We start from the raw sequence: 15,571 nt of genomic DNA on the forward strand, positions 1-15,571 counted from the left end.
GTCAGCCCCATAGCGGGGGCCGGCGATCCTTCCAAGGCGCTTCCTTCTCAAGCTGGGCCGCAAGACGGAAAAGCGTCGCTTCGTCCGCAAAACGGGCGGTGAACATCATGCCGATGGGCAGGCCGTTCGACGACATGGCCAGGGGCAGGGACATGGATGGCTGGCCGGAGAAGTTGAACGGCGGCGTGTAGGGGAAGGCCTCGCCCTGGCGGCGGTTCACCTCGCGCGGCTCCAGCCGGACCGGGTCGATGTGGCCGACTTCCGGCACGGGGGTTCCCAGCACCGGGCAGAGATAGACGTCCCAGTCCTCGAAGAAGGCCAGGGTCTTCCGGTTTAGGATGCGCAGGTCCTGCCAACCGCGGAAGGCCTGTTCGCCGGTCACCTTGCGGCCGCCCTTCAGCGACGCCCAGGTCAAGGGCTCCAGCTCGTGCTCCTCCGGTTCGCGGCCGATCTGTTCGATCAGGCGGGCCATGTCGGCGGCGAAATTGGCCCCCGAGACCGGGGCGCGGGCGGCGTAGAGCGCGCGGTAGTCGATGCCGAGGCCCTTCTCGACCACCTCGTGGCCGAGGCGTTTCAGGAGATCGGCCGTCGCCTCGAGCGCAGCTTGGACCTCCGGGTGGATCGGCCGCCCGGACGGTGTTTCGGACGACCAGGCGATCCGCAGGCGGCCCGGGCTTTTCTCGATCTCCTCCAGATAGGGCCGCTCCTTGGGCGGGGCGGCGAAAGGCGCGTCGGCCCGCGGCGTTCCGGTGGCGTCGAGCATGGCCGCGGAGTCCCGGACCGTGCGGGTCACCACATGGTCGACGGTGAAGCCCATGGCGTAGGCCGTGTCGTCGGCCCCGTTCGGGTTTCGGTCGCGGGTGACCTTCAGGCCGACCAGCCCGCAGCAGGCGGCTGGAATACGGATCGAGCCCAGGCCGTCGCTGGCGTGGGCGAGGGGCACGATCCCAGCCGCCACGGCCGAGGCCGCGCCACCGGAGGAGCCGCCGGAGATGTGGTTCGGGTTCCAGGGATTGCGGCAGGGGCCGAGATAGGCGCTCTCCGTCGTGCCGGTGATGCCGTATTCGGGCGTGTTGGTCTTGCCGAGCGGAATGACGCCGGCCTCTCGATAGCGGCGGGTGAGGTCGCCGTCCTGCGCATCCACGACCGAAGCGGCGAAGCGGCTGCCGAAGCTGCGCGGCCAGCCCGCCACCGGCATGCCGAGGTCCTTGATCAGGAAGGGCACGCCCTTGAACGGCCCCTCGTGCAGCGCCCCCTTGGCGCGCTCGCGGGCCTCCTCGAAGGCGGAATAGACGACGGCGTTGAGGGTGGGATTGTGTCGCTCGATCCGGTCGATGGCGGCGTCCACCAGCTCCAGAGGCCTCACCTCGCCCTTGCGGACCAGTTCGGCCAGGCCCAGGCCGTCATGTTCGGAATAGTCGTCCATCCTCGTCCCCATGGTCGGCAGGTCGGGAAGACCTTAACCTGCGGCCGCAAAGGGGCAACCGCGGAGGCAGGCATGAGAGCGGCGATCTTGGCCTGGATCTTGGCGACGGCCGCGGGCGCGGCTCAGGCGGCCGATGCGGGGTTCAAGGATTGGTGGGTCGCCTGCGACAACGTCCGGGACTGCGCCGCCTTCGGCTTCCCCGGCAATTACGAAGAGCAGGGATTCCTGAAGCTCGCCCGCGGCGGGACGCCCGACGCGCCGGTCGTCGTGGAAATCGCCGCCGACGCCGAAGGGGAAGCCTTGCGCGTCGAGGTGGACGGCCGGGCGGTGGCGGGGCTCGGAGCCCTGAGGCCGGAGGGGGAAGGCGCCTATCGCCGCGTGCGCCTGACGCCGGCGCAGAGCGCGGGCCTCGCGGCCGCCATCGCCAACGGGTCGCGGCTGGACATCCTGTCCGGCGGGCGGCGCGTGGGGGGAGTCTCGCTCTCCGGCAGCTCGGCCGCGCTGAGATGGATGGACGATCAGCAGAAGCGGGCCGGCACGTCGACCGCCCTGGTCGCCAAGGGGCCGCGCGGACCCGAAACCGTGGCGCGCCTGCCGGCCCTGCCTGTCGTGGCCGCCGCGCCGGCGGCCTCGCAGACGGGGCTTCCCAGGGCCGTGCCGCGGGCGGTGAAGGCCCTGGCCGCCGACTGCGACGAGGACATCGACAAGCTCGAGGTCGACCCGATCATCGCGCGTCTCTCGCCCGGCGTGGTGCTCTATGGGCCGCTCTGCAGCCGCGGGGCCTATAACATCATCTACAGCCTGTTCCTCGCCGACGAGCGGGGGCGGGGCGTGCGGCCGCTCAACCTGCGCTACGGCTCGGGCGAAGAGGCCGGGTCGGCCCTGATGAACGTGGAATTCGACCCGGCGACCCAGATGCTCTCCAACTTCGACAAGGCCCGCGGCGTCGGCGACTGCGGCGCCCTGAGCAGCTGGATCTGGACCGGTCACGCCTTCGAGCCGGTGGAGCAATATCTGATGGGTGAGTGCAGGGGCGTGCCGATGGAGGACTGGCCGGCGGTCTATCGCACCCGGCGCTAGAGCACGATGCGGTCAGATCGTTGTCTGACCGTTGAATCGTGCTCCGGATTCAGAAAATCTTGGGCGCGTTCTGATCGCAAAAAGCCGGGCTCCACTTTTGCGGAACGCGCTCTAGCTCAGCATCCCCGCCAGGGTGGAGAAGAAAGCCACCACCGCCGCCCAGATCGCGCGGGAGAAGAACCACAGCACGGCGATGGAGAGGATGGCTGCAATCCATCCGAAGATCGCCGCCAGCCCATCGCGCTCGGCGCCCCCGATGGCGAAGGCGGCGATGGCCAGCGAGGGCAGCATGTTGCCGAACGGGATCGGCAGGAAGACGATCAGCGCCAGGACGAAGCACAGCAGACCCGTCAGCCGGTCGCCCACCGGATTGTACATGAAGGTCAGCTGCGGTTTCAGCCGCCGCTCCAGCTTGCCGAGATAGGGCTTCAGCTTCTCCGTCAGCGACCGGAAGTCGGACTTGCTCATGGTCCGTTCGAGCAGGGCCTTGGGCAGCCACAGCGTCCGCCGCCCCAGCATCCACTGCCCGGTGATGAAGATCAGCGGCGCCCCGAGCAGGGCCGAGACTCCGGGCGGCATGGGCAGGACCAACGGGGCCGCGAAGACGAACATCAAGGCCCCGAAGGCGCGGTCGCCGAAGGTCTCCAGCAGGTCGGCCACCGAGACCTTGCGGCCGGGGCGCGCGGCGATCTGGTCGAGAAGCTCGGAGACCTTCGGGGCTGCGTGATGCTCGGTCATCTCGACCCAGGCGCTACCATGCGTCGCCCCTGGAGCGGAAGGGAAAGCGGCTTTCGAGCCGCCGACTCGCGATAGACGTCGCCCAAATGTCCCAGCCCGCCCGCCTCGGCCTCTTCTATGCGGCCCTCTTCATCGGCACGGGCGCAAGCTCGCCCTACATGCCGGTGTGGTTCGAGGGGCGGGGGCTGAACGGGGCGCAGATCGGCCTGATCCTGTCGGCGCCCATGCTGGCCCGCGCGGTGACGGCGCCGGCGATCGCCGTCTGGGCCGACAGCTTCCGGCTGCGGCGGACGCCGCTGATCCTGATGTGCCTGGCCTCGGCGGCGGCCTACGGCCTCATGGCCGCGCCGTTCGGGTTCGCCTGGTGGTTCGCGGTCTGGTTCGTCGCCTCGACGATCTTCTCCACCTGCGCGCCCCTGACCGACGTGATCGTCTTCAATCGCTCGCGGACGGACGGCTTCAACTACGGCTGGCCGCGGGGCATCGGCTCGGTCGGGTTCATCGTGGCGAACGTGGCGGTGGGGGCGCTTCTCGTCCGCCACTCGCCCGAGCTGGTGATCGTCTGGATCGTCGCCTGCGCGCTCCTGGCGGCCTGGGCGGCGCGCGCCCTTCTTCCGCCCGATCCGGTGCTGGAAGGCGGGTCGGCCAGCCGGCTTTCGGAGCGGCTGGCCGGCGTCTCCGAACTCCTCAAGGACAAGGACTTCCTGCTGGCGGTGGGATCGGTGGGGCTGATCCAGTCCGCCCACGCCTTCTACTATTCGTTCTCGACCCTCTCCTGGAAGGCGCAGGGGATTCCGGAAAGCCTGACCGGCGTGCTGTGGGGCGTGGCCGTCGCCGTGGAGGTGGCGTTCATGTGGTTCATGGAGCCATGGCGACGAGCGCTCGGGCCGCGCAATCTGCTGATGCTGGGCGGAGCTGCGGCTTTGGTGCGCTGGGGCGTGCTCGCCTTCTCGCCGCCGCTCTGGATGGTCTTTCCCCTCCAGGCCCTGCACACCTTCACCTATGCGGCCACCTTCCTGGCCTCGCTCCAGATCGTCGAACGCCTCTCGAAGCCCGCCAACGCCTCGGCGGCCCAGACGATCAATTCGGCCCTGTCGGGCGGGCTCCTCATGGGGGCGGCGACCATAGGATCCGGATGGCTGTTCGACGCCTTCGGGGCCCAGGGCTATCTGGCCATGGCGGCCATGTCGGCGGTGGGTCTGGCCGGGGCGCTCCGGCTCTACGGCGTGCGCCGGCTCGATCCCTGACCCTTACGCCACGACAGTCTTGCAGCGCCTGCGGAAGGCGCGACTATGGCGTCAAGGAAGACGAGGGAGGACGAGGCATGCGCGCGCTGCAGGCTGCTGCGCCGTGGGGCTTGGACGCCCTGCAGGTGATCGAGGCCCCAGACCCGACCCCCGGGCGGGGCGAGGTGCTGGTGCGGATGCGGGCGGTGTCGCTGAACTACCGGGACCTGTTGATGGTCGGCGGCGTCTATGGGCGCGGATCGGGGACCGCCGACAAGATCACGCCCTTCTCCGACGGCTGCGGCGTCGTGGAGGCGGTGGGGCCGGGGGTCACGCGCGTGGCGCCGGGCGACCGGGTCTCCACGCTGTTCTTCCAGAACTGGATCTCGGGGCCGCCGACGCTCGAGAAGCTGAGCTCGGCGCTGGGCTTCCCCATTCCCGGCGCGGGGCGCGAGCTGGCGGTCTTCCGCGAGGATGGGGTCTCGAAGGTCCCCGAGTTCCTTACCGACCAGCAGGTGGCGACCTTGCCCTGCGCGGCGCTGACCGCCTGGCGCGCGCTGTTCGAGGACGCCCGCCTGCAGCCCGGCGACACCGTGGTGCTGCAGGGAACCGGCGGTGTGTCGATCTTCGGCCTGCAGTTCGCCCACGCGGCGGGCTACCGCACCATCATCACCTCCTCGTCCGACGCCAAGCTGGAGCGGGCCAAGGCGCTGGGCGCCGATCATCTGGTCAACTATCGCCAGACGCCGGAGTGGGGGCGGGCGGTGCGCGAGCTGACCGGCGGCGTCGGCGCGGACTTCATCATGGAGGTGGGCGGCGCGGGCACGATGCAGCAGAGCCTGCGCGCCGTGCGCATCGGCGGCCATATCGCCATCATCGGCGTGGTGTCCGGCGGCGGCGAGGGAATCCAGCCGGCGGTGCTGATCGGCAATTCCGCCCGCATGCAGGGCGTTTCCGTCGGTTCGCGCGACATGTTCGAGGCCATGTGCCGGGCCATCGCCCTGCACGACATCCGACCGGTGGTGGACAGGACCTATCCCTGGACCGAGGCCAAGGCCGCCTTGGAGGCCATGCGCGGCGGCGAGCATTTCGGGAAGATCGTGCTGGAGTTCTGACGCAACAGCCCAAAGGAGGCGGCGATGCGGACCACGGGCATCAACCATCTGGCGCTGGTTTGCCGCGACATGGAGGAGACCGTCCGGTTCTATACCGAGGTCCTGGGCATGCCGCTCTTCAAGACGGTCGCTTTGCCCGACGGCGGGCAGCACTTCTTCTTCGACTGCGGCGGCGGGGACGCGGTGGCCTTCTTCTGGTGGCCCGACGCCCCTGCGGCGGCGCCAGGGATCGCATCGGTTCGCGACTTTCCGCGCGACGCCAAGACCGCGGTCGGCTCGATGAACCACGTGGCCTTCAACGTGCCCGAGGACAAGCTGGACGAATACCGCCGGCGGCTGGTGGAAGCCGGGGTGAAGGTTTCGCCCGACATGGTGGTCAATCACGACGACAGCCCCATGGGGGTGAGCGCCGAGAAGCACGAGGGCGTCTTCGTCCGTTCGGTCTATTTCACCGATCCGAACGGCATCATGCTGGAGCTGGCCGCGACGACCCGCGCCTTCGGGCCTGAGGACGTGCGGCACGCGCCGGCCCGGGCCGTGCGGGCGGAGGCCTAAGATGGCGCCCCGGCTGCGCCAGGTGCCGCGGGCGGAGGCGGACTCCAAGGTCGTGGCGCGGACCTACGACCTGCTGTTCGGCGCGCGCGATCCGGTCGCCGAGCCAGGCACCAGTACTGGCACGCCCGGAAACTGGTGGACGGTGTTCGCCAATTCCCCCGACATCCTGGAGCACTGCAACCGCGGCTTCGCCCTCTATCGCAGTCCCCACCGCAAGCTCGACCCCGTGCTGCGCGAACTGGCCCAGACCCGCGCCGGCTGGGCGCGCGGCAGCCAGTTCGTCTTCTCCCAGCACTGCAAGTCCCTGCGCGGCCTCGGCGTGGCGGAGGCGAAGATCGCCGCGGTGCCGCACTGGCCGGTGGCCGAGGTGTTCGACGCGAAGGAGCGGGCCGTGCTGGCCTACGCCGACTGCCTGGTTCTGGACGGCGGCCGGACGCCCGAGGCCATTTTCCAGGCGCTGCGAGGCTTCCTCTCCGACGAGGAGATCCTGGAGCTGACCTACATCACCTGTCTCTACGAGATGCACGCCGTGATGAGCCGCGCCCTGCGCACCGAATGGGACGACCGCGACGATCCGGTGACGGAGGTCGCCGCGCCGGAGGGCTTCAGCGGGCGCGATTTTCTCGACATCGGTCGCCGGGACGGCTGAGAACCGGCGGCGAACGTCGGGTACCTGCTTGACGGGCAGGCTGGACCGTGAAGGTCTGGAGCCTTGCCTTCCCCGGAGGATAAGTGGACGCGCGTTCTGCCAGCTCGCCCGGAACGACGCGTCGCGCCCCGACGGTCCGCCGAAGGCTGCTCTATATGGCGCTCAGCCTGATCGCACCTGCCTTGGTGCTGATGGTTTTCCTGACTCAACTGCAGTACGACGAAGGTCGGCGTCGGTACGAAGCCCAGCTTCTCGTGACCACCCGCGCCCTGGCCCTGGCCGCGGACGGCCAGATCGATCAGGCGCGCTCGATCGTGGAGGCGCTGGCGGTCTCGCGGTCCCTGCAGACGGGCCGCTTCGCCGAGTTCGAAATCCAGGCGCGGCAAGTCGCCGAGGACCGCTCGGGCTGGATCGTGCTGATGGACGAGCGCCAGCGGCAGATCCTCAACACGCGCGCCCAACCTGGGGCGGCGCTGCCCCAAGGCGGCTTCCCGGAGGAGGCGTGGCGGGCGATGCGGGCGGGCCGGACAGTGGTCTCGAACCTCACCACCGGTACGCTGACGGGCCAGCCGATCATCGCGGTCGACACGCCGGTGGTGATCGACGGCCGGATGCACGTGCTGAGCTACATCCAGGAGCCCAGCGCCTTCCAGTCGATTTTCGAGGCGCAAGATCTGCCCGACGCCTGGACCGGCAGCATCGTCGATCGCGAGGGGCGGCTCGTCGCCCGCAGCCGGGATGCGGCCCGCCTGGTCGGCCGGACCGCCACGGCCGACATGCGCGAAGCGATGGCCAGGAGCACCGAGGGCGTGATCGCGACCCATACGTTGGATGGGACGCCCACCTTCTCGGCCTTCAGCCGCTCGCCGATCTATGGTTGGGCCTTCATCGTCGGCGTGCCTCGCGAGGAGGTCCAGGCTGCGGCCGTGCAGGGCGCGGGCGCCATACTGGCCATCATGATCGTGCTCATCACGCTGGGCGCGGCGACGGCGGTCTATTTCTCACAGCGGATATCACAGGATATTCGCAGCCTCAGCGACGACGCGGCGGCTCTGGCGCGCGGCGAGGCCTCCGTTCGCGCGCGTCCGGGACTGGCGGAGACGCGGGAAGTCCGCCGGGCGCTGCAGATGGCGGCCGAAGCCCTCCGGGAGCGCGAGGTCGAGCGGATTCGCGCCAGCGAGCGTCAGCAACTCATGATCCACGAGCTGAACCACCGGGTGAAGAACACGCTCGCCACCGTGCAGTCCCTGGCCTGGCAGACGCTCGGGCGCGGGGCGCAGGATTCCCGTGTGGAGCGCTTCACCGAGCGCCTGCTGGCGCTTTCCCAGGCCCACGATCTGCTGACCCGCCGGGTGTGGGAGAACGCGGATCTACGCGAGGTCGTGGCGCAGACCCTTCAGCCTTACGGTGCGAGGGCCATTGTGGCTGGCGACGAGTTGCTGCTGTCGCCGACCGCAGCCGTGAGTCTGAGCATGGTGTTCCACGAACTGGCCACCAACGCCGCGAAATACGGGGCGCTTTCGCTGGACAGCGGACGGATTTCGGTTGCCTGGGAGGTCGCCGAAGGCGAGCTGCAGCTGCAATGGCGCGAGAGCGGCGGCCCGCCGGTCCGCACCCCCGCCAGGGCCGGTTTCGGCAGCCGTCTGATCCGCTCGAGCATCGGGCAGGAACTGGGCGGCTCGGCGGACGTGCGCTATGCGCCCGGCGGCCTGGAGGTGGATATCTGCGTGCCGATCTCGGCGCGGGTGACGCCCATCGCAGAGGCGGCGGTCTGAAGCCGACGGGCAGCAGCCGCGTTGCTGCGTCATGCGATCCGCCGCCAGCGTCCTGCTTGTTCCGTTCATCGCGCTCCTGGTGAGCGCCTGCGCCCGGGGGCCGTCGGAAGCCCAGCTGCGTCCGCCGGACGAGTGGCGCGGGGTCCTCAGCGACACAGCGCGAGCCTGGGGCGACCGCGCCGCGGCGGCTTCCCGCGGCCTCGCAGAGCGGCGTGCGCCGGAAGCCGCGTGGCCGGCGCTGGCCCAAGCGATCCGCTTCTCGCGCAGCCAGGCCTTGGCCTCGGATCCCCAGCCGATCCCGGACGAGATCCAGCGCACGCTGGCGCCCTATTTCGACGCGGCGGTGCTGAGCCGGACGCGCTGGACCCTCGCTGACCGCCGTCTGGGTTTGGGCTCGCTCCTGGCTGGCTGGTACTACGAAGAAGGCGCGGTCACCCTGGACGATGTCGTGGTCTTCTCCGACCACGCCATGGTGGTGAACGTCTGGCTCTGGGCGCACGAGCTGGCGCATGTGGAGCAGTATCGCCGGCGGGGGATCGATCGGTTCGCGTTCGACTACATCACCGACTGGCGCGCCCTCGAAGCCGAGGCGAACGCCCGCGCCTTCGCCGTCACCGCCGACATCCGCGCCCGGCGTTCGGCGGCGCAGCCGTCGCTTCCCGCCATAGGCGGAGATGAGGCGGAGGCCGCGCCTTAGATCTCGTAGTCGAGCACGCCTTCCAGCCAGGCGACGATCCGCTCGGCGGCCTCGGCGGGAGAAAAGGCGGTGGTGTCGACCACGATCTCGGCGTTTTCCGGGGGCTCGTAAGGGCTGTCGATGCCGGTGAAGTTCTTCAGCTCGCCGGCGCGCGCCTTCTTGTAGAGGCCCTTGACGTCGCGCTGCTCGGCCACGGCCAGCGGCGTGTCGACGAACACCTCGACGAATTCGCCTTCGCCCATCAGTTCGCGGGCCATGCGCCGCTCGGCCCGGAACGGCGAGATGAAGGAGACCAGCACGATCAGGCCGGCGTCGACCATCAGCTTGGCGACCTCGGCGACGCGGCGGATGTTCTCCACCCGATCCTCGTCGGTGAAGCCGAGGTCCTTGTTCAGGCCGTGGCGGACATTGTCGCCGTCCAGCAGATAGGTGTGGCGGCCGTTGGCGTGCAGCCGCTTTTCCACCAGGTTGGCGATGGTCGACTTGCCGGCGCCCGAAAGGCCGGTCAGCCAGACCACGCGCCCACGCTGGCCCTTCTGGGCGGCCCGGGCGGCCTTGTTCACGTCGAGCGCCTGCCAGTGGATGTTCTGGCTGCGGCGCAGGGCGAAGTGCAGCATGCCGGCGCCGACCGTTCGGTTCGAGAGCCGGTCGATCAGGATGAAGCCGCCCAGGTCGTGGTTCTCGGCGTAGGGGTCGAAGGCGATCGGCGCGTCGAGCGACAGGTTGCAGACGCCGATCTCGTTGAGCTCCAGCCGCTTGGCGGCCAAGTGCTCCAGCGTGTTCACATTGACCTTGTACTTGGGCTCCGTGACCTGGGCCGACACCGTGCGGGCGCCGAGTTTCAGGAGATAGGGCCGGCCCGGCAGCATGGGCTCGTCGTCCATCCAGACCAGCGTGGCCTCGAACTGGTCGGCGACGGCCGGGGGGGCCTTGACGGTGGCGATGACGTCGCCGCGGGAGATGTCGATCTCGTCGGTCAGCGTCAGGGTGACCGACTGGCCGGCGACGGCTTCGTCGAGGTCGCCGCGGAAGGTGACGATGCGCTCGACCGTGCTCTCCCGGCCCGAGGGCAGGGCCTTGATCCGGTCGCCCGGCCGCACGGTCCCTGAAGCGATCAGCCCAGAGAAGCCGCGGAAGTCGAGATTGGGCCGGTTCACCCACTGGACGGGCATGCGGAGGGGCTTTGCCTGCAGGTCGTCTTCGACCGGCAGGGCCTCCAGGTGCGGCATCAGGGCCGGGCCGTCGTACCAGGGGGCGGCGGGGCTGCGCTCGGTGATGTTGTCGCCCCTGAGCGCCGACATCGGGATGGCGGTGAAGGCCTTGATCCCGATGCGGGCGGCGAAGTCGTGGAACTCCTCCAGGATGGCGTCGAACACCTCCTGCGACCAGCCGACCAAGTCCATCTTGTTCACCGCCAGGATGACGTGGCGGATGCCCAGCAGGCTGACGAGATAGGCATGGCGCCGCGTCTGGGTCAGCACGCCCTTGCGCGCGTCGATCAGGATGACGGCGGCGTCGGCTGTGGAGGCGCCGGTGACCATGTTGCGGGTGTACTGCTCGTGGCCGGGCGTGTCGGCGACGATGAACTTGCGCTTGTCGGTGGAGAAGAAGCGGTAGGCGACGTCGATGGTGATGCCCTGCTCGCGCTCGGCGGCTAGGCCGTCGACCAGGAGGGCGAAGTCGATCTCGCCGCCCTGGGTCCCCACCTTCTTGGAGTCGGCTTCGAGGGCCGCCAACTGGTCCTCGAAGATCATCTTGGAGTCGTAGAGCAGCCGGCCGATCAAGGTCGACTTGCCGTCGTCCACCGAACCGCAGGTCAGGAACCGCAGCAGGCTCTTGTGCTCGTGCTGGTGCAGGTAGGCTTCGATGTCCTCGGCGATGAGGGCGGACTGGTGGGCCATCAGAAGTAGCCCTCCTGCTTCTTCCTCTCCATGGAGGCGGCCTGGTCGTGGTCGATCACGCGACCCTGGCGCTCGGAGGTGGTGGTGAGCAGCATCTCCTGGATGATCTGCGGCAGGGTGGCGGCCGTGCTCTCGACCGCGCCGGTCAGGGGATAGCAGCCGAGGGTGCGGAAGCGGACCGAGCGCATCTGCGGCGTCTCGCCCGGCTTCAGGGGCATCCGGTCGTCGTCGACCATGATCAGCGCCCCGTCGCGCTCCACCACGGGGCGCTCGGCGGCGAAATAGAGGGGCACGATCGGGATCTGCTCCAGGTGGATGTACTGCCAGATGTCCAGCTCGGTCCAGTTGGAGATCGGAAAGACGCGGATGCTCTCGCCGGGGTTCTTGCGGGCGTTGTAGAGCCGCCAGAGTTCGGGGCGCTGGTTCTTGGGGTCCCAGCGGTGCTGGGCGGTGCGGAAGGAGAAGATGCGCTCCTTGGCGCGGCTTTTCTCCTCGTCGCGCCGGGCTCCGCCGAAGGCGGCGTCGAAGCCGTACTTGTCGAGCGCCTGCTTGAGGCCCTCGGTCTTCCAGATGTCGGTGTGGACGGCCGAGCCGTGGTCGAAGGGATTGATCCCACGCGCCAGCGCCTCTGGGTTCCGGTGCACGAGGAGGTCGAAGCCGAGCTCGGCGGCCATCCGCTCGCGCATTTCGTACATCGCCCGGAACTTCCAGGTGGTGTCCACGTGCAGCAGGGGAAAGGGCGGCTTGGAGGGATGGAAGGCCTTGGCCGCCAAGTGCAGCATGACGGCCGAGTCCTTGCCGATGGAATAGAGCATCACCGGACGCTCGGCCTCGGCCACCACCTCGCGCATGATGTGGATGCTCTCGGCCTCGAGCCGCTGAAGGTGGGTGAGCGTCTGGGGGGTGAGCGCGGGCGCCTCTAGCGGCATCAGGGCTGAACCTTGCACATGAACCTCGGAAGCTGATCCTCGACCGCCGACTGCAAACGACCGCCCGCTGCGACGCCGGCGGACGGATTGGCCCTTGGCGAGGGGCTTAGGGGACCCGACCGCCGCTGACGATAGAGATTTCCTGACAGGCCGACGAGGAAATTGAGACCGAGGGCCGTGTCCGAAAACCGCCAGCGGCGGCTCGACAATGTCCGAAAACCGCGAGACAGGAATGTGGCGCGAAAGGACGATGGCGGCATGGATCTGGACGACGACGCCTGTTACCGCGCCTTTGCAACCCGCGACGCCCGCTTCGACGGGCGGATCTTCAGCGGCGTCAGGACGACGGGAATCTACTGCCGCCCGGTGTGCCCGGCGCGGCTGCCGAAGCGGGAAAACATGAGGTTTTTCCGTTCCGCGGCGGCGGCGCAAGCCGCGGGGTTCCGGCCCTGCCTGCGCTGCCGGCCGGAGACCTCGCCCGATCTCGGCTCCTGGCGCGGGACCTCCAACACAGTTTCCCGGGCGCTCGCCCTGATCGAGACCGGCGCGCTCGACGCCGGCGACGTGGAGGCCCTGGCCGACCGGCTGGGTGTGGGCGAGCGGCAATTGCGGCGCCTGTTCCGGCAGCACCTGGGCGCCTCGCCCATAGCCGTGGCCCAGACCCGGCGCGTCCTGCTGGCCAAGCAACTGCTGCACGAGACGCGCCTGCCGATGGCCGAGGTGGCGCTGGCCGCCGGCTTCGGCAGCGTCCGGCGCTTCAACGAGACCTTCCAGCAGCTGTTCGGTCGACCGCCGAGCACGCTCCGCCGCCTGGGCGGGGCGGAGATCGCCGCGGGCGAGGGCGGGGCGGTGACGATCCGGTTGCCCTACCGTCCGCCCTATGATTGGGAGGCGATGCTGGCCTTCCTGGCCGCTCGCGCCATTCCGGGCGTGGAGACGGTGGTCAGCGGACGCTACAGCCGCACCCTCGCCATCGGAGAGGACCGCGGGGTGGTGAGCGTTGAGCCGGGCGACGGCGACCACCTGCGCGTCACCTTGAGGTTCCGGAAGGTGCAGGCCTGGCCGGCCGTGCTGACGCGGGTGCGCCGCGTGTTCGACCTGGCGGCGGACCCGGAAGCCATCACGGCGCATCTGGCGGAGGATCCGTTCCTGGCGCCCCTGGTGGCGGCGCGGCCGGGGCTGCGGGCGCCCGGGGCCTGGGACGGCTTCGAGCTGGCGGTGCGGGCCGTTCTCGGGCAGCAGATCACCGTCGGCGCGGCCCGCGCCCTAGCCGGCAAGCTCGCCGAGGCTCATGGCGAGCCGCTGGAGGACGAGGCCGCCAACCGGCTGGGCCTGACGCGCTTCTTTCCACGGCCCGAGCGCCTGGCCCAGGTGGACGTCGAAAGCCTGCCCATGCCGCGGGCGCGGGGGCGGGCCTTGGCCAACCTGGCCGCCGCGGCGGCGGTCGATCCCGACCTCTTCGGCGCTCGGCGCAGCCTGGACGAGGCGGTCGCCGCCCTGCGCGCCCTGCCGGGGATCGGGGAGTGGACAGCCCAATACATCGCCATGCGCGCCCTGCGCGAGCCGGACGCCTTTCCCCACGCCGACCTTGGCCTGCTGCGCGCGCTGGAGGGGCCGGACGGCGTGCGCCCGACGCCGGCCGAGCTGCTGGCGCGGGCTGAGGCGTGGCGGCCCTGGCGCGCCTATGCGGCGTCCCACCTCTGGGCCGCCGATCCGAAGGCCCCGACGGAGAAGACCCCCAAGGAGAAGGCCCATGTCCCCCAAGCCGCCTGAAATCCTGATCCTGGATCGGATCGAGACCCCCGTGGGCGAGGGGTTGGTGGTCGTGGACCAGGGCGGCGCCCTGCGCGCCTTCGACTGGACGAGCCACGAGGCGCGGATGCGGCTGTTGCTGCGCCGCCAGAACCCGCCGACGGAGCTGCGGGAGGGGACCGCGCCCCGGCGCGTGGCCGAGGCCTTCGGCGCCTATTTCGGCGGAGACCTGCGGGCGCTCGATCCGTTGGAATGCCGCACCGGCGGCACCGGCTTCCAGCGCCGGGTGTGGGCGGCGTTGCGGAGCATCCCGGCCGGCGAGACCTTGAGCTACCGCGGGTTGGCCGAAAAGATCGAGGCGCCGGCGGCGGTGAGGGCGGTGGGGCTGGCCAACGGGGCCAATCCCCTGGGGATCGTCGTGCCCTGTCACCGCGTGATCGGCGCCGACGGCCGGCTGACCGGCTATGGGGGCGGGCTGGAGCGCAAGCGCTGGCTGCTGGAGCACGAGGGCGCCGCCTTCCGCGCGGCTTGACCGTTCAGCGCGCGTTCAGCACGGTCGCGCTTGAACGAGGCTGCAGAGCTTCAGGAGAGCCGTCCGTGAAAAAGACCGCGACCATCGCCATCCTCGCCGCCGCCGTCGCGGCGGGCGCCGTCCAGGCCCAGACCTACCGTCCGGGGCGCGAGCCCTCGGTCACGCTCTATGAGCGGCCGAACTTCCAGGGGCGGCAGACCACCATCTTCGGATCGGAAGAGAATCTGTCGCGGCGGGGCTTCAACGACCTGGCCCAGAGCGCCCGGTTCCAGGGCCGCTGGCGGGTGTGCGAGCACGCCGGTTTCGGCGGCCGCTGCGAGGACGTCAGCGGCGACATCGCCGACCTCAACCAGATCGCCATGAGCCAGCGGATCTCGTCGGTCGAGCCCTATGGCTACGGCGGGGGCGGACCGGGCTGGGGCGGGGGCGGGCCCGGCTGGGGCGGCGGCCCTGTCCGACCTGGCGGCCGCGGCGTCGAAGGCGCGACCGGCGTCTTCTTCCCGCACCCGACGCTGGACGGCATGGACATCGCCGCCGGCGGCATGTCGGCCAACGCCTTCTGCCGCGCCCAGGGCCTCGGCTCGGCGGCCTATTACGACTCCAGCCAGCGCGCCCCGCGGGCCATCGACGGCGAGGGGCGCCCGGTCAGCAACACCACCATCCTGCGCGACATCTTCTGCCGTCGCCGGTGACGGCGGGCCGGGCGGCGTTACGGTTCATGACCGAAATTTCATGTTCTGCGACGTCGCCCGACGGCTCTGCTTGACCTATAAGGATGCGACGGAATCGCAATCGGACCAGCTGGGGAGCGCTCCGATGCAGACCTTGACCGATCTTGTCGCCGCAGTGGTGGTCCATTCCTCGGCCGCCGCCTATGCGCATTTCGGCCTTCCCATGGAAGCCCAGCAGGTCAAGGAGCCGGTTCCCGCGGAGCGGACCGTCGCCCGTAGCGCCCCCGCCGCCAAGGCTTCCGAGGTCCGGCCGGACGCCCGCGCCCTGAAGGCGAGCAAGACCCCGATCGCCCTGCGCCCGGGCGAATGCCCCGATGCCAAGGTTCGCCCCGTCAAGGCCTGAGACGAAGCGTCTCGGCGGCTTTCCGAGATTCCGCGGCTTGATGCTTTGCCTCGCCGGCGTTCGCCGGTAATCCTTACGCCTGAGGCGCGAAATCGGGGGACGCGTGTTGGGCGCGCCGCCTC

Annotated in this window: 15 protein-coding genes; 11 read left to right on the plus strand and 4 right to left on the minus strand. The window is 70.0% G+C overall.

What is annotated here, in order from left to right:
- Position 1 precedes the first annotated feature (1 nt).
- Positions 2-1,426 (minus strand): amidase, encoded by a 1,425-nt coding sequence (locus ACK41C_RS12560; RefSeq protein ID WP_409654742.1) that lies wholly within the window; start codon positions 1,424-1,426, stop codon positions 2-4.
- A 72-nt stretch (positions 1,427-1,498) separates the two neighbouring features.
- Here ACK41C_RS12560 and ACK41C_RS12565 point away from each other — a divergent pair, with 72 nt between their 5' ends.
- Entirely contained in the window at positions 1,499-2,506 is a 1,008-nt protein-coding gene (locus tag ACK41C_RS12565; protein ID WP_409654745.1) for a DUF1176 domain-containing protein, read from the plus strand.
- Positions 2,507-2,617: 111 nt separating this feature from the next.
- On the opposite strand, the gene ACK41C_RS12570 is transcribed toward ACK41C_RS12565, so the two are convergent.
- Positions 2,618-3,244 carry an exopolysaccharide biosynthesis protein gene (locus ACK41C_RS12570; RefSeq protein WP_409654748.1) on the minus strand — a complete coding sequence of 209 codons (627 nt, stop codon included), beginning with the start codon at positions 3,242-3,244 and terminating at the stop codon, positions 2,618-2,620.
- Between the two features lie 86 nt (positions 3,245-3,330).
- Here ACK41C_RS12570 and ACK41C_RS12575 point away from each other — a divergent pair, with 86 nt between their 5' ends.
- The 6 genes from ACK41C_RS12575 (at position 3,331) to ACK41C_RS12600 (ending at position 9,261) form a co-directional block, all read left to right on the plus strand.
- A complete protein-coding gene (locus tag ACK41C_RS12575; RefSeq protein WP_409654751.1) occupies positions 3,331-4,491 on the plus strand; it encodes an MFS transporter in 1,161 nt (386 codons plus the stop codon).
- Positions 4,492-4,568: 77 nt separating this feature from the next.
- The gene (locus tag ACK41C_RS12580; protein WP_409654754.1) at positions 4,569-5,585 is read left to right on the plus strand and encodes a zinc-dependent alcohol dehydrogenase family protein; all 1,017 of its coding nucleotides are present in this window, start codon (positions 4,569-4,571) and stop codon (positions 5,583-5,585) included.
- Positions 5,586-5,609: 24 nt separating this feature from the next.
- Entirely contained in the window at positions 5,610-6,140 is a 531-nt protein-coding gene (locus tag ACK41C_RS12585) for a VOC family protein (RefSeq protein WP_409654756.1), read from the plus strand.
- A 1-nt stretch (position 6,141) separates the two neighbouring features.
- Positions 6,142-6,789: a carboxymuconolactone decarboxylase family protein gene (locus ACK41C_RS12590; RefSeq protein WP_409654758.1), complete on the plus strand. Its 648-nt coding sequence runs from the start codon at positions 6,142-6,144 to the stop codon at positions 6,787-6,789.
- An 83-nt stretch (positions 6,790-6,872) separates the two neighbouring features.
- The gene (locus ACK41C_RS12595) at positions 6,873-8,564 is read left to right on the plus strand and encodes a sensor histidine kinase (protein ID WP_409654761.1); all 1,692 of its coding nucleotides are present in this window, start codon (positions 6,873-6,875) and stop codon (positions 8,562-8,564) included.
- A gap of 31 nt (positions 8,565-8,595) precedes the next feature.
- On the plus strand, positions 8,596-9,261 hold the full coding sequence (locus tag ACK41C_RS12600) for a hypothetical protein (RefSeq protein WP_409654764.1): 666 nt from the start codon (positions 8,596-8,598) through the stop codon (positions 9,259-9,261).
- Here the strand turns inward: ACK41C_RS12600 and cysN are convergent.
- Complete coding sequence (gene cysN, locus ACK41C_RS12605) at positions 9,258-11,162, minus strand: sulfate adenylyltransferase subunit CysN (protein ID WP_409654767.1); 1,905 nt, start codon at positions 11,160-11,162, stop codon at positions 9,258-9,260. The two genes, ACK41C_RS12600 and cysN, sit on opposite strands and share 4 nt — an antisense overlap.
- Positions 11,162-12,091: a sulfate adenylyltransferase subunit CysD gene (gene cysD / locus ACK41C_RS12610; RefSeq protein ID WP_409656662.1), complete on the minus strand. Its 930-nt coding sequence runs from the start codon at positions 12,089-12,091 to the stop codon at positions 11,162-11,164. Before cysD ends, cysN begins: the two co-directional genes overlap by 1 nt.
- Before the next feature lie 258 nt (positions 12,092-12,349).
- Between cysD and ACK41C_RS12615 the strand changes: the two genes are divergently transcribed.
- The 4 genes from ACK41C_RS12615 (at position 12,350) to ACK41C_RS12630 (ending at position 15,449) form a co-directional block, all read left to right on the plus strand.
- Positions 12,350-13,864 (plus strand): AlkA N-terminal domain-containing protein, encoded by a 1,515-nt coding sequence (locus ACK41C_RS12615; RefSeq protein WP_409654770.1) that lies wholly within the window; start codon positions 12,350-12,352, stop codon positions 13,862-13,864.
- Complete coding sequence (locus tag ACK41C_RS12620; RefSeq protein ID WP_409654773.1) at positions 13,845-14,375, plus strand: methylated-DNA--[protein]-cysteine S-methyltransferase; 531 nt, start codon at positions 13,845-13,847, stop codon at positions 14,373-14,375. The genes ACK41C_RS12615 and ACK41C_RS12620 overlap by 20 nt, the downstream gene beginning before the upstream one ends.
- A gap of 65 nt (positions 14,376-14,440) precedes the next feature.
- Entirely contained in the window at positions 14,441-15,067 is a 627-nt protein-coding gene (locus tag ACK41C_RS12625; protein ID WP_409654775.1) for a beta/gamma crystallin-related protein, read from the plus strand.
- A 124-nt stretch (positions 15,068-15,191) separates the two neighbouring features.
- The gene (locus ACK41C_RS12630) at positions 15,192-15,449 is read left to right on the plus strand and encodes a hypothetical protein (RefSeq protein WP_409654778.1); all 258 of its coding nucleotides are present in this window, start codon (positions 15,192-15,194) and stop codon (positions 15,447-15,449) included.
- Positions 15,450-15,571: the final 122 nt, after the last annotated feature.

The organism is Phenylobacterium sp., assembly GCF_046290725.1.
Taxonomy (GTDB): Bacteria; Pseudomonadota; Alphaproteobacteria; order Caulobacterales; family Caulobacteraceae; genus Phenylobacterium.

Excerpts from the sequence above, each read along its gene's own strand:
- ACK41C_RS12580 (WP_409654754.1), top strand. The coding sequence starts at position 4,569 with ATGCGCGCGCTGCAGGCTGCTGCGCCGTGGGGCTTGGACGCCCTGCAG.
- ACK41C_RS12600 (WP_409654764.1), top strand. The coding sequence starts at position 8,596 with ATGCGATCCGCCGCCAGCGTCCTGCTTGTTCCGTTCATCGCGCTCCTG.
- ACK41C_RS12585 (WP_409654756.1), top strand. The coding sequence starts at position 5,610 with ATGCGGACCACGGGCATCAACCATCTGGCGCTGGTTTGCCGCGACATG.
- ACK41C_RS12620 (WP_409654773.1), top strand. The coding sequence starts at position 13,845 with ATGTCCCCCAAGCCGCCTGAAATCCTGATCCTGGATCGGATCGAGACC.
- ACK41C_RS12630 (WP_409654778.1), top strand. The coding sequence starts at position 15,192 with ATGCAGACCTTGACCGATCTTGTCGCCGCAGTGGTGGTCCATTCCTCG.
- ACK41C_RS12590 (WP_409654758.1), top strand. The coding sequence starts at position 6,142 with ATGGCGCCCCGGCTGCGCCAGGTGCCGCGGGCGGAGGCGGACTCCAAG.
- cysD (WP_409656662.1), bottom strand. The coding sequence starts at position 12,091 with ATGCCGCTAGAGGCGCCCGCGCTCACCCCCCAGACGCTCACCCACCTT.
- cysN (WP_409654767.1), bottom strand. The coding sequence starts at position 11,162 with ATGGCCCACCAGTCCGCCCTCATCGCCGAGGACATCGAAGCCTACCTG.
- ACK41C_RS12565 (WP_409654745.1), top strand. The coding sequence starts at position 1,499 with ATGAGAGCGGCGATCTTGGCCTGGATCTTGGCGACGGCCGCGGGCGCG.
- ACK41C_RS12560 (WP_409654742.1), bottom strand. The coding sequence starts at position 1,426 with ATGGACGACTATTCCGAACATGACGGCCTGGGCCTGGCCGAACTGGTC.
- ACK41C_RS12615 (WP_409654770.1), top strand. The coding sequence starts at position 12,350 with ATGGATCTGGACGACGACGCCTGTTACCGCGCCTTTGCAACCCGCGAC.
- ACK41C_RS12570 (WP_409654748.1), bottom strand. The coding sequence starts at position 3,244 with ATGACCGAGCATCACGCAGCCCCGAAGGTCTCCGAGCTTCTCGACCAG.
- ACK41C_RS12575 (WP_409654751.1), top strand. The coding sequence starts at position 3,331 with ATGTCCCAGCCCGCCCGCCTCGGCCTCTTCTATGCGGCCCTCTTCATC.